9 protein-coding genes are annotated in these 12634 nt (G+C 67.3%); 4 read left to right on the top strand and 5 right to left on the bottom strand.

What is annotated here, in order from left to right; all coding sequences use genetic code 11:
- Positions 1-407: 407 nt before the first annotated feature.
- Genes msrA through msrB form a run of 3 tightly spaced genes read right to left on the bottom strand, consistent with a single transcriptional unit; the run spans position 408 to position 3480 of the window.
- A complete protein-coding gene (msrA, locus tag AC1DQP_RS08980; RefSeq protein WP_457318893.1) occupies positions 408-1148 on the bottom strand; it encodes a peptide-methionine (S)-S-oxide reductase MsrA in 741 nt (246 codons plus the stop codon).
- A gap of 16 nt (positions 1149-1164) precedes the next feature.
- Complete coding sequence (locus AC1DQP_RS08975; RefSeq protein WP_457318892.1) at positions 1165-2937, bottom strand: cytochrome c biogenesis protein DipZ; 1773 nt, start codon at positions 2935-2937, stop codon at positions 1165-1167.
- A gap of 36 nt (positions 2938-2973) precedes the next feature.
- On the bottom strand, positions 2974-3480 hold the full coding sequence (gene msrB, locus AC1DQP_RS08970) for a peptide-methionine (R)-S-oxide reductase MsrB (protein WP_457318891.1): 507 nt from the start codon (positions 3478-3480) through the stop codon (positions 2974-2976).
- A gap of 149 nt (positions 3481-3629) precedes the next feature.
- On the opposite strand from msrB, the gene AC1DQP_RS08965 reads away from it, so the two are divergent.
- Both AC1DQP_RS08965 and AC1DQP_RS08960 read left to right on the top strand, forming a co-directional pair.
- The gene (locus AC1DQP_RS08965; RefSeq protein ID WP_256775305.1) at positions 3630-4349 is read left to right on the top strand and encodes a response regulator transcription factor; all 720 of its coding nucleotides are present in this window, start codon (positions 3630-3632) and stop codon (positions 4347-4349) included.
- Positions 4346-5815 (top strand): sensor histidine kinase, encoded by a 1470-nt coding sequence (locus AC1DQP_RS08960; protein ID WP_457318889.1) that lies wholly within the window; start codon positions 4346-4348, stop codon positions 5813-5815. The genes AC1DQP_RS08965 and AC1DQP_RS08960 overlap by 4 nt, the downstream gene beginning before the upstream one ends.
- Before the next feature lie 298 nt (positions 5816-6113).
- On the opposite strand, the gene AC1DQP_RS08955 is transcribed toward AC1DQP_RS08960, so the two are convergent.
- On the bottom strand, positions 6114-6470 hold the full coding sequence (locus AC1DQP_RS08955) for a phasin family protein (RefSeq protein ID WP_457319637.1): 357 nt from the start codon (positions 6468-6470) through the stop codon (positions 6114-6116).
- Positions 6471-6664: 194 nt separating this feature from the next.
- Positions 6665-7018 carry a 6-carboxytetrahydropterin synthase QueD gene (gene queD / locus AC1DQP_RS08950; RefSeq protein WP_312237236.1) on the bottom strand — a complete coding sequence of 118 codons (354 nt, stop codon included), beginning with the start codon at positions 7016-7018 and terminating at the stop codon, positions 6665-6667.
- Between the two features lie 188 nt (positions 7019-7206).
- On the opposite strand from queD, the gene AC1DQP_RS08945 reads away from it, so the two are divergent.
- Both AC1DQP_RS08945 and AC1DQP_RS08940 read left to right on the top strand, forming a co-directional pair.
- Positions 7207-9858: a TonB-dependent receptor gene (locus tag AC1DQP_RS08945; protein ID WP_457319638.1), complete on the top strand. Its 2652-nt coding sequence runs from the start codon at positions 7207-7209 to the stop codon at positions 9856-9858.
- A 72-nt stretch (positions 9859-9930) separates the two neighbouring features.
- Complete coding sequence (locus tag AC1DQP_RS08940) at positions 9931-12513, top strand: M14 family zinc carboxypeptidase (RefSeq protein WP_478051441.1); 2583 nt, start codon at positions 9931-9933, stop codon at positions 12511-12513.
- The last annotated feature ends 121 nt before the right edge of the window (positions 12514-12634 follow it).

Raw genomic sequence — 12634 nt, 5'->3', positions numbered from 1 at the left:
TCGCTGGTTCGGGCGGGTACGGGTGGGTTTGCGGGACACGCCGCAAGTACGTCCCTGTAGGCTCGCGTACGCCTTGCGCACGTGCGCAATCCTGCGCACGTGGCAAGACCGGGGCTGGGCGTCCTGCCCAGCCCGTCCGACGCATGCGTCGGACCCRKGGCGCMTGACGGTCCCGCAAGCCCACCCGTACCCGCCCCAGACAGTTGGCTGGTGCGCAGCGAACAGGCACAAGCACAGCCACAGCGACAGCGACAGCCAAGCATCAGCCACAAGCATCAGCCCCAAGCATCAGCTACAAGCATCAGCCCTGCCGTCTTTGCGTCGTGCTTCCAGGGTTTTCGACGGCCACCAGCCCACTGTCTGGGGCGGGGGAGCACCGCAGACATCGACGCTCCAAAAGAACAGCATCACCGCGCAGAAAGAGTCGACACCAACCTCGGCTTCTCGCGATACAGCGCCGGATACTGCTGCTTCAGTGCCGCCACCTTGGGCGCATCGTTGATCTGGATGTACTGCGATTCGGGATGCAGGGTGAGGTAGTTCTGGTGATAGCCCTCGGCAGCATAGAAACGCTTGCCGCCGTCGACCTGGGTCACCACCGGCGCCGCATACGCCTTGGCGCGCTGCAACTGGACGATATAGGCGCGCGTGGCGTCGCGTTGCGCGGCGTCATCGGCGTACACCGCAGAACGGTACTGGGTACCGCGATCCGGACCTTGCCGATTCAGCAGCGTCGGATCATGCACCACCGAGAAGAACACCTGCATCAATTGCCCGTAGCTGACCTTCGACGGATCATAGGTGACCTGCACCGCTTCGGCATGGCCGGTGCCACCGCCGCCCACGCGCGGATAGCTGGCATCGGCCCCACTCCCACCTATGTAGCCGGACACCGCGTTGTCCACGCCATTGATGTGCTGGAACACCCCCTGTACCCCCCAGAAACAACCGCCGGCGAACACCACCTGCGCACGCGTGCTGCCGGGTTGTTTGAAATCGGCACTGCCGCCCGGTGCAGGCACCGTGACCAGGGCCTGCGCCGGCGCGGCATGCACCGGGCCGTCCAGGCTGAGCACCGCCGTGACCGTCAGTGCGGCGATCACCGCGGCGATGCTGCCGGCAACCAGTTTGTCCATTGCGATCTTCATCGAAGGCCTCCAGGGCTCAACCGAACGTAAAGGCGTAGGCGTGCACACCCGGATCGAGGAACTCGATCTCGAAAGTCCGTTCGCGCACATCGCCGGATTGGCGGATCAACTGGTACAGACGGTGCCCGCCGACCTGGCCGCTGCCATCGGCCGACACATCGCCACCGGCGGCCGCGCCCGGCGGCTGGCCGTCGATGCGCACGCGGTAGCGCACCGGCCTGCCATCGACCGCCGGCGCCAGCACCAGGTGCAGGTCGCGGGCATGGAAGCGGAACGCGATCCGGCCACCGGCCGCGTCCAACGCTGCGTCCTCATTGCCCACGGTCCAGCGACCGCCGAGCGCCCACTGATTCAGGCCCAGCGTGGCCGGCACGGTGTAGTCCGCGGCGCGGTCCGGCTGCTGCCCGCCAGGCGAGGCGAAGTTCTCCGCGCGCGCATGGCCCAGGTAAGTCTCCGGCGATTTCAGGTTGCGCATGTCGGCCTGCTGCTCCACGCCATCGCGCGGTGCCGCCGCGGCCATCGCCATCGCCTGCGCCGGTTCGTCGGGCAGCGTGTTGCCCGCTTCGCGCAGCAGCCGGCGGATGATCTGCTCGGACTGGGCGTAATTGCCTTCGCCAAAGTGGTGCGCGCGGATACGGCCTTGGGCATCAATGAAGTAGTGCGCCGGCCAGTAGCGGTTGTTGAAGCCGCGCCAGATCGCGAAATCATTGTCGATCGCCACCGGGTAGGTGACCTTCAGGTCTTTCACCGCGCCCTGCACGTTGCCCAGGCTGCGTTCGAAGGCGAACTCCGGCGCATGCACACCGATCACCACCAGACCGTGGTCGCGGTAGCGTTCGGCCCATTCACGCACATACGGCAGGGCCCGCAGGCAGTTGATGCAGGAGTAGGTCCAGAAATCGACCAGGACGACCTTGCCGCGCAGGCCTTCAGCGCTCAACGGCGGGCTGTTGAGCCACCCGGTGGCGCCGGCGAGGGAGGGCAGGGTGCCTTCCACCGGCAGTTCGCCGTTCGGCTGGCCGCTGGCCGTCGTCATCGCCGCACCCGCGGCCGGCTGCTGCCCGGGCAGCGTATCCAGCAGGCCCTGTTCGAGTTTGGCCGTGCTTACCGTGGACAAGCGCGTCAACACGCCGGTGTCCCAGCCCATCGCGATCGCCACCACCGCCAGCAGCGCGGCCACGCCGAGCGCGCGACGGATCCATTCGCCCATGCCCAGGCGCTGCTTGAGTGCGGCGAACACCCGGCCGCCGATCCAGATCGCCAGCGCCAGCGACGTCGCTGCGCCCAGTGCATAGGCCAGCAGTAGGCCACTGGTGCCCACGCTGGCGCCCTGCAGCGCCGCGCCGGTGAGGATCAGGCCCAGGATCGGCCCGGCGCACGGCGCCCACAGCAGGCCGGTGGCGATGCCGATCAACAACGAGGTACCGATCCCGCCGCGTCCGGCGTCGCTGGCCGCATCGGCCGAGGCGCTCAGGCGTGCGCCAAGGCGTTGGAACGGCGAGAGCAGGCGGTTGGCCAGCGAGGGCCACAGCAGCGCCAGCGCAAACAGCGCCATCACCACCAGCGCGATCCAGCGCCCGATCTGGTTGGCCTGCGCCACCCATTGGCTACCCACCGCCGCTAGGCTGGCGACCACCGCGAACATCAGGGTCATGCCCACCAGCAGCGGCAGGCCACTGCGCAGGAAGGGACGGTCCGAGCGCGCGAACACGAAGGGCAGCACCGGCAGGATGCACGGGCTGAGGATGGTGAGTACGCCGCCGAGGTAGGCCAGGACAAGCAGGAACATGGACAGATCCTTCCAGGATGCAGGGAGAAACGGCGCTCAGGCCGCGGTGAAGGTCATCGCCACGCCGTTCATGCAGTAGCGCAGCCCGGTCGGGCGCGGACCATCGTCGAACACGTGGCCGAGATGGCCGCCGCAGCGCCGGCAATGCGCCTCGATGCGGATCATGCCCAGGGTGGTGTCGCGGTCTTCGGCGACGGCGTCATGCAGCGGTGCCCAGAAACTGGGCCAGCCGGTACCGCTGTCGAACTTGGTCGACGAAGAGAACAGCGACAGCGCGCAGCCGGCGCAGTTGAACGTGCCGCGCCGATGCTCCTTGTTGAGCGGGCTGCTGAAGGGCCGCTCCGTGCTCTGCCGGCGCAGCACCGCGTACTGCGCCGGGCTGAGCTGTTCACGCCACTGCGCATCGGTGCGCATCACCTCGAAACGACGGGTCGGGGCGGCGGTGGCAGCCGGTGCCGGGCCGCTGCAGGCGGTCAGACCAAATACGCCGGCGGCGGCCGTCATGGCGCCCATGCCGAGTACATTGCGACGGGAGTAACGCATGGCCGATCTCCAGGTCCGGGAACGATGGGGCCATGCTGCGCCCGGGCCGGTCAACGAATCCTCACGCAGGGTTAAATTTTCCGTGACACATTCAGGCCCGGATCGACCGACAATGCGGGCATCCCTTCCTGGCCGGCCCGCCCGCACCGATGAGCAGCGCCAAGCGTGTCCTGATCGTCGAAGACGATGTCCACATCGCCACCCTGCTGCGCATGCACCTGCGCGACGAGGGCTACGAGGTCACCCACGCCGCCACCGGCGACGAGGGGCTGGCCCTGCTCGAAGCGCAGCCGTGGAGCGCGCTGGTGCTGGACCTGATGCTGCCCGGCGTGGACGGCCTGGAGATCTGCAAGCGCGCCCGCGCGATGACGCGCTACACCCCGATCATCATCACCAGTGCGCGTGCCAGCGAAGTGCATCGCATCCTCGGCCTGGAACTGGGCGCGGACGACTACCTGGCCAAACCGTTCTCGATGCTGGAGCTGGTGGCGCGGGTCAAAGCCCTGCTGCGCCGGGTGGAAGCAATGGCGCAGAACGCGCGCATCGATGCCGGCGAACTGGACGTGGCCGGCATCCGCATCGATCCGGTCGCGCGCAACGCTCAGGTCGACGGGCGTGCGCTGGAGCTGACCCCGCGCGAGTTCGACCTGCTCTACTTCTTCGCCCGCCATCCCGGCCAGGTTTACTCGCGCATGGACCTGCTCAACCAGGTCTGGGGCTATCAGCACGACGGCTACGAACACACCGTCAACACCCACATCAACCGGCTGCGCAACAAGATCGAACGCGACCCGGCCAGCCCGCAGCGCATCCAGACGGTGTGGGGTCGTGGCTACAAGCTGGTCGGCGATGAAGGAGCAGCGGCGTGATCCGCCTGACCCTGTCCCAGCGCCTGTCGGTAGTGTTCTGCGCACTGTTGTTGGTGTGCTGCGGCGCGTTGATGTGGATCCAGATGCGCAGCACCGCCATGCACGAGCAGGAGACCGTGCAGCGGCTGTCGCGCGGGCTGGCCGAACATATCGCGCGCAGTGGTGAATTGATGGACGCGCGCGGCATGCGCGGCGGCGAAGTGCGCGCGCTGTTCGGCAAGCTGATGGCGGTCAATCCCAGCGTCGAGGTGTACCTGCTCGACGACGCGGGCCGCATCCTCGGCCATGACGCGCCCGATGGCCACCTCAAGCGCGACCGCGTGGACCTGGCGCCGGTACGCGCCCTGCTGCGCGACGAACCGTTGCCGATCCTCGGCGACGACCCGCGCAGCGCCACCGGCCGCAAGGTGTTCAACGCCGCCCCGCTGTGGGTGCAGGGACGCCAGGCCGGCTACATCTACGTGGTGCTGGTGGGCGAGCAGCGCGAGGCGCTGGCCGCCAACATCGCCGCCAACGCGACCCTGCGCACGACGTTGTGGTCGTTGGCGATCCTGGCGGCGGTCGGGCTGTTGGCCGGCGGGGTCGCGTTCCGTTGGGTCACCCGGCCGCTGCGCCAGCTGACCCGCCGCATCCAGGCCTTCGACGTGGACGCCGCCGGTGCCGGCACGCCGCTGCCACCGACCCCGCTGCGTCCCGGTGAGCGCGACGAACTGGCGATCCTGCAGCACAGCTTCGGGCACATGGGCCAGCGCCTGGGCGAGCAGTGGCAGCAGTTGCGCGAACAGGACCTGCAGCGCCGCGAGCTGGTGGCCAACATTTCCCACGACCTGCGCACGCCGCTGTCCTCGCTGCACGGCTACCTGGAAACCCTGGCCCTGAAGGACGCTACGCTCAGCGCCGACGAGCGCCAGCGCTACCTTGGCATCGCGCTGGCGCAGAGCCGCAAGGTCGGTGCGCTGGCCCAGGCGTTGTTCGAACTGGCGCGGCTGGAACACGGCGCGGTCAGCCTGGACCTGCAGGCGTTCTCGCTGCCGGACCTGGTCCAGGATGTGTTCCAGAAATTCGAACTGGGCGCGCAGGCACGCCGGCAGACGCTCAGCGCGGACATACCGCCCGGGCTCCCGGCAGTCGTGGCGGATCTGCCATTGATCGAGCGCGTACTGACCAACCTGCTCGACAACGCCATCCGCCACACTCCTGAAGGCGGCCGCATCGAGGTGGTGCTACGCGCGCAGGACGGCGAGGTGCAGGTCGCCATCGCCGACACCGGACCGGGCATCGCGCCCGAGCGCCGCGCCGGGTTGTTCAACACGCCGCCCGCGTTGGGCAGTGCGCGCCCGGACAGCGGCGGGCTCGGCCTGTTGATCGTCCACCGCATCCTGCAACTGCACCACCGCGACATCCGCCTGATGGACAGCCGCGAAGGCGCGCTGTTCGTGTTCACCCTGCCAACTGCCGCACGCTGATGCCCGGGGCGGGGACGTTGCGTCGACGGCCCGCGCGCTGGTAGAGCCGACCGTTGGTCGGCTGCACGCGCAGCCTGCGTGTGGTTTACGTGGAGCCGGCCAGCGGCCGGCACTACCCGCCAAACAACGTGGCGCGTTCCCTCCGCAGGCGGGAAACGGCAAGGCGATCGTGGGCAGGTCAGCGACAACAACCGAGGCGCTGACGCGCGCCCAAAAAAAGACCCGACAGAGGGAGGGTTCTGTCGGGTCTGGGAKTGCGTGGGGGGAGGGACCCACGCAAATTCGATGGTGTGTCTGCTCAGCCGCGCGTCTTGCCTGCGTCGGGCGTGGCGGCCGCGAACGGCTGCCGGGCGAGTTCGCCGAAGGCCTCGGAGGCCTTCAACCCAAGCCCCAGTACTTCCTGGTTGGCATGGGTCCAGCGCTCGAGATTGTCGCGGGCCAGCTGCGCACCCTTGGGCAGCAGCGTATCCGGTTGCCGTGACTGCACGATGTCACCGAAGAACCCGCTGGTGGCGGTGATGTTCTTCTCCAGCGTCTTCAACTGCACCCCGAACATGCTTTCGGCATTTTCCAGGGCGAGCCGATTGGCACGCGTGGCCGTGGCGGCCAGCTGGCGGGTGTAGGCGCTGAAGGAATCGGTGAACGCGGACGTCATGGCAGGACGGCTCGAGAACGTTGATGCACTGCAGCATACGCCAAATATATTGCATTGCAACAACTTGTTGCCAGTTGTGGTCCGGTATCAGTGAAACTGTTTTTACATCAATGGGTTGCTTCAAAGTGCCGAGGGCGCTCGTGGCGCTCGTGGCGCTGGGAGCCGGCCAGCGGCCGGCACTACCTTGGTGCGGATCAGCCGCGGTAGCGGCAGCCGGAGGTACAGGTCTCGTGCACAGTGACTTCGCTCAGCTGCGGCAGCGCCGGCTTGAGTTCGTCCCAGATCCAGATCGCCAGCCGTTCGCTGGTCGGATTCTCCAGGCCGGGGATGTCGTTGAGGTAGTGGTGGTCCAGGCGGTCGTAGATGGGCTGGAAGGCCGCTTTGACGTCGCCGAAATCCATGATCCAGCCGCTGTGCTCGCCCGGCTCGCCTTCGACTTTCAGCTCCACCCGGAACGAGTGCCCGTGCAGGCGCGCGCACTTGTGGCCCGGCGGCACGTTGGGGAGGAGGTGGGCAGCCTCGAGGGTAAAGACTTTGAAGATTTCCATTGGCGCATTGTACCGGTGGACCTGCCGGGCGGTGACGGCAACAGCCCATCGCTCCTTCACGGAAACATTTCCATCCGGATGAAGAGATGTTAGGTTCTCTTATATCCGTATGAAGAGATGTTATTGGCCGGTTCATCGCCAGGCATGGATTACTGCGGAACTCGTCGTCCACCACCCCACTGAAGTCCATGCCCAAGCACACCCTTCTTGTAGCGGCGCTTTCCGCCGCTCTGGCTACGCCTTTGCCCGCGTTCGCCGATGCCGCCCCCGATGCAACCGCCGATGCCGCCGGCGACAGCAAGACCCTTGCCGCCGTGCGGGTCACCGGTTCCAACATCAAACGTACCGATACCGAGTCGGCCAACCCGGTCCAGGTGATCGGCCGCCAGCAGCTGGAAGAGACCGGCAAGGCCACCGTCGCCGACCTGTTGCGCTCGATCTCGGCCAACACCGGCAACGCCAACAACGAAACCACCAACAACGGCTGGGCCTCCGGTTCGGCCGGCATCGGCCTGCGCGGGCTGTCGCAGAAGAACACGCTGGTGCTGCTCAACGGTCGGCGTCTGGCCAATTACGGCTTCCCGGCCGGCGGCCTGTCGGACACCTTCGTCAACCTCAACGCGCTGCCGCTGGTGGCCGTGGAACGCATCGAAGTGCTCAAGGACGGCGCCTCGGCCGTGTACGGCTCCGACGCGGTGGCCGGCGTGGTCAACATCATCACCCGGCAGAATTTCCAGGGCGCCGAACTCGGTGGCAGCCTCGGCACCGCCGACCAGGGCGGGCTGGACGAGCAGAACCTGAAGTTCGTCGGCGGCATCGGTGACCTGGATACCGACGGCTACAACATCCTGGTCAGCCTGGAAGGCTACAACCGCGAGCGCCTGGACCAGGACCAGCGCGACCTCACCAAATCCGGCATCTACACCGACAAGCCTGGCGGGCGCTGGAACGGCTGGTCGGCCAAGGGCGCGCGCTACCTGGTCAATGGCACGTCGGTGCCGATGCTCGATGCCAGCGGCAACTGCCCGCAGGGCACCACGCTGGTGGCCAGCGCGCCGATCGACGGCCTGGCCGGCAACACCTGCGGCTTCAACCAGGCGCCGTACACCACGCTGATTCCCTCGACCAAGCGCTACCAGGCCTACGTCAACGGCACCTTCCGGGTGAACGACAACATCGAGGCCTTCGGTGAAGTGCTCTACAGCGACATCAAGGGCGTGTCCTGGTTCGGCAGTAGCCCGTTCTTCACCCTGGAAAGCGGCCGTTTCGCGCTCAACGCCGATACCGGCCTGGCCGAACCGGTCTCCTCCAACCTGCCCGCCAGCAGCCCGTACAACCCGTATGGCCGCGCGGTGCCGATCGAGTACACCTTCTTCAACCTCGGCGCGACCATCAAGACCAACCGCTCGCAGGCCTACCGCGGCCTGGTCGGGCTGCGTGGCAGCCTGCAGAACTGGGACTGGGAAGTGGGCGCGTTCGGTGCGCGCAGCAGCGAGCGCGAAACCGTGTCCGGCGGCTTCGCCAACCGCTACGCATTGGCCGATGCGCTGGCCAGCGGCAGCTACAACCTGCTCAATCCGGCCGCGACGTCATCGGACGTTCTCAATGCGATCAACATCAGCACGCTGCGCCCGGCCGAATCGGTGCTGCAGGGCGTGGACGCCAAAATCTCCGGCGCGCTGGGCCACACCTGGGCTGGGGAGATCGGCTTCGCCGCCGGGGCCGAGTGGCGTCGCGAGAAACTGGACTCCAACAACCCCTGGCAGATCGATGCCGGCCTGCAGATCCGCCCGGCGATCGCTGAAGTGCACGGCGAGCGCAAGGTCACCGCCGCCTATGCCGAAGTCAACGTGCCGCTGGCCGAGCGCCTGGAGCTGCAGGCGGCCGCGCGTGCCGACCACTACAGCGATTTCGGCGATGCGTTCTCGCCCAAGCTGAGCCTGCGCTGGCAGCCGTGGGACATCCTGCTGGTGCGTGCGGCCGCTTCCAAGGGCTTCCGTGCGCCGTCGCTCTCGGAGAATTCCAACAGCACCAGCATCGCCTACGGCAGCGTGATCGATCCGCGCGACCCGGACGTGCCGGGCTCGCGGCAGAACCCGACCTTCTTCACTGTCGGCAACAACGATCTCAAGCCCGAACGCACCAAGAGCTTCAATGCCGGCATCGTGCTCTCGCCGTGGTCCAACACCAGCCTGAGCGTGGATTACTACCGCATCGAGCTGGAAAACCTGGTGGGCACCAACAACACCCAGACCCTGGTCACCGACAACGTGCCGGGTGCGGTCAGCCGCGATGAGCGCGGCAAGCTGCTGGCGGTGTTCAACCGCTACCAGAACCTGAGTGAGCTGAAGACCTCCGGCTTCGATGTCGAACTGCGCCAGCGCTTCCCGACCACGCAGGCCGGCGACTTCGGCCTGAGCACCGCCTTCACCCACGTGCGCAACTACAGCCGCCCCACCGTGGTCGGTGGCCCGCTGGTGGATTACGCCGGCAGCAACCTCGGCGCGACCCTGCCCAAGAACAAGGCGACCACCACCTTCGACTGGAGCTACGGCGATTTCCGCACCGCGCTCACCTGGTACTACACCAGCGGCTATGACCAGAAGGCCAGCGCAGCGGCCACCGCCGTACAGGATCGGGTGGATGCCTACAGCCAGTTCGATCTGTATCTGGGCTACACCGGCATCGACAAGCTGACCCTGTACGCCAAGATCCAGAACCTGGCCGACGAGGAACCGCCGTACGACGCGTCCTTCCCGGGCATCCGCGCGCCGTACGACTTCAGCCAGTACGACCTGCGCGGCCGCTACTTCACCGTCGGCTTCGACTACCGCTTCTGACCTCATCCAGCGCACCGGAGCGTGCGTATCCACAGGGCCGGAAGGAACCGGCCCGTCTTTCGGGGAATCGCTGTGTCTTTGCAACGTCGTCTGTTCTCTCCCATCGCCTGGGTGGCGCTGGTGCTGTCTGTGCTCGCTGCGCCTGCCTCCGCGCAGAGCGCGTACTTCTTCCCGGCCGGCGGTGATTTCGATCCGGCCGTGCCCACGCCCCAGCAGTTTCTCGGCTATGAGATCGGCAGCCGTTACACGCGGCACGATCAGCTGGTGGCCTACTTCAACGCACTGGCCAAGCACTCGGACAAGATCAAGGTTGAAGAAATCGGCCGCAGCTACGAGGGCCGCCCGCTGCTGATCGCCACGGTGACCTCGGCGCAGAACCTGCAGAACCTGGACGCGCTGCGTCGCCAGCACGTCACCCTGGCCGATCCGGCGCAGCCGCTCTCGGCCGCCGGCAGCAGCCCGGTGGTGGTGTGGCTGGGCTACAGCGTGCACGGCAATGAAACCTCCAGCGGCGAAGCGGCGATGCTCACCGCCTACTACCTGGTCGCCAACCGCAGCGCGGAGACCGCGCAGTGGCTGCAGCAGGCGGTGGTGCTGTTCGATCCGGCGCAGAACCCGGACGGGCGCGACCGCGCGGCGAGCTGGCACAACGCCTATGCGTCCTCGCCGGCCTCGGCCGATCCGGCCGACAAGGAGCACGTCGAGCCGTTCCCGCAGGGCCGCACCAACCACTACTTCACCGACCTCAACCGCGACTGGCTGGCCCTCACCCAGCAGGACACGCGACCGAAGATCGCCTATTTCCACCAGTGGTACCCCAACGTCCAGATCGACTTCCACGAGATGGGCAAGGACAGCACCTACTACTTCGAGCCGTCACCGGCGAGCATGCACAGCCCGCTGATTCCGGCATCGTCGTACGAGTTCAACAAGACCCTGGCCAAGTACCACGCGCAGGCACTGGATGCACTGGGCTCGCTGTATTACACGGGCGAGAACTTCGACAATTTCTCGCCGGTGTACGGCTCGACCTACCCGGACTTCCACGGCGCGGTCGGGGTGACCGTGGAGCAGGCCAGCTCGCGCGGCCGCGTGCAGGAATCGGCCAACGGGCTGCTGACCTTCGGCTTCACCATCCGCAACCAGGTGGCGACCGGACTGGGCACGGTGCGCGGCGCAGTGACCGAACGCGATGGGCTGCTGAAGCTGCAGAAGGACTTCTTCCAGTCCGCACTGAAGCAGGCCAACCAGCAGGCGGTGAAGTCCTTCGTGTTCGGCGACGCGGCCGATCCGGGCCTGACCCAGCGGCTGCTGGATCTGCTGCTGCAGCACCAGATCACGGTGCAGGCGTTGAGCGCCCCGGTCACCGTGGATGGGCAGCGCTTCGAGCCGGGCAGCGCGTACGTCGTCCAGGCCGCGCAACCGCAGTTCCGCCTGGTGCATTCGATCTTCGCCGACACCCCGCCGATCAAGGGCGATGTGTTCTACGGCAGCACCTCCTATGCGATCGCGCCGGCCTACGGCATCGCCTTCGCCGCGAGCCGCAGCCGGATTGCCGGTGGCGAGCGCGTGGCCAGCGTACCGGCCGCCAACGGTGGCGTGGTCGGCGGTCAGGCGGGCTACGCCTACGTGTTCGATTGGCGCGATTACAACGCCAGCCGCGCGCTGTATGCGCTGCAGGCCAAGGGCGTGGTGACCCGCGCGGCCTTCCAGCCGTTCACCGCGGCCACCGCGCAGGGCGAGCAGTCATTCGGCTATGGCAGCGTGGTGGTGCCGGTCGCGGGCCAGCCGCTGGCCGGTGTCGAGCTGCTTGCCGCGGTCGATGCGGTCGCACGCAGCAGTGGCGTGCACATCCAGGCGCTGTCCAGCGGGCAGAGCCGTGGTGGCATCGATCTGGGCAGTGACAGCGTCAAGGCGCTGCGCAAGCCGGCGGTGGCGCTGGTGATGGGCGAGGGCGTAAGCGCCACCGAGATCGGCTCGGCATGGTTCCTGCTTGATCAGCACCTGCAGTTGCCGGCCAGCAAGATCGATCCGGCCCAGCTGGGCAAGATCACGCTGGACCGCTACACCACCATTGTCCTGGCCGGCGGTACCTATGCCGGCGTGGACGCCACCGCAGTGGCGGCGCTCAAGCGCTGGATCAACGCCGGTGGCTCGCTGATCACCTACGGCACGGCCGCGCGCTGGGCGATCGAGCAGAAGCTCAGCGACGAAGTGCTGGGGCCGGAGGAGAAGGAGCCGGAAGGCGCCCGACGTGCGTTCGGCGACCAGCGCGACATCGCAGCCATCGAGCGGGTGAGCGGCAACATCCTCAGCGCGGACGTGGACAACACGCATCCGCTGGGCTTCGGCGTGCCGCGTCGGCAGCTTGCGGTGAACAAGGAAAACGGCCTGAGCTTCCAGCCCAGCCGCAATCCGTTCTCCACCGTGGTGCGCATCGACGAGGCGCCCAAGGTCAACGGCTACCTTTCCGAGCGCAACCGCAGCCGCGTCGCCGGTGCCGCGTGGCTGCTGGTGTCCCCGCAGGGGCAGGGCAACGTGGTGCTGTTCGCCGATGATCCGGCCCACCGCAAGTACTGGCATGGCACCGAGCGCCTGCTGTTGAACGCGATCTTCTTCGGCAACCAGCTCAACCCGAGCAAGCCGCGCGGGTAACGCAACGCCGCCATCGCAAGGCAACGGCGGCCACCCGTAGAGCCGACCGTTGGTCGGCTACCGCGATCCCACGTAGAGCCGACCGTTGGTCGGCTACCGGGACACCCGAACGAAGAGCAGC

This window comes from Stenotrophomonas sp. P5_A8, assembly GCF_056400545.1.
This window is presented reverse-complemented; position numbering and strand designations above follow the sequence as displayed.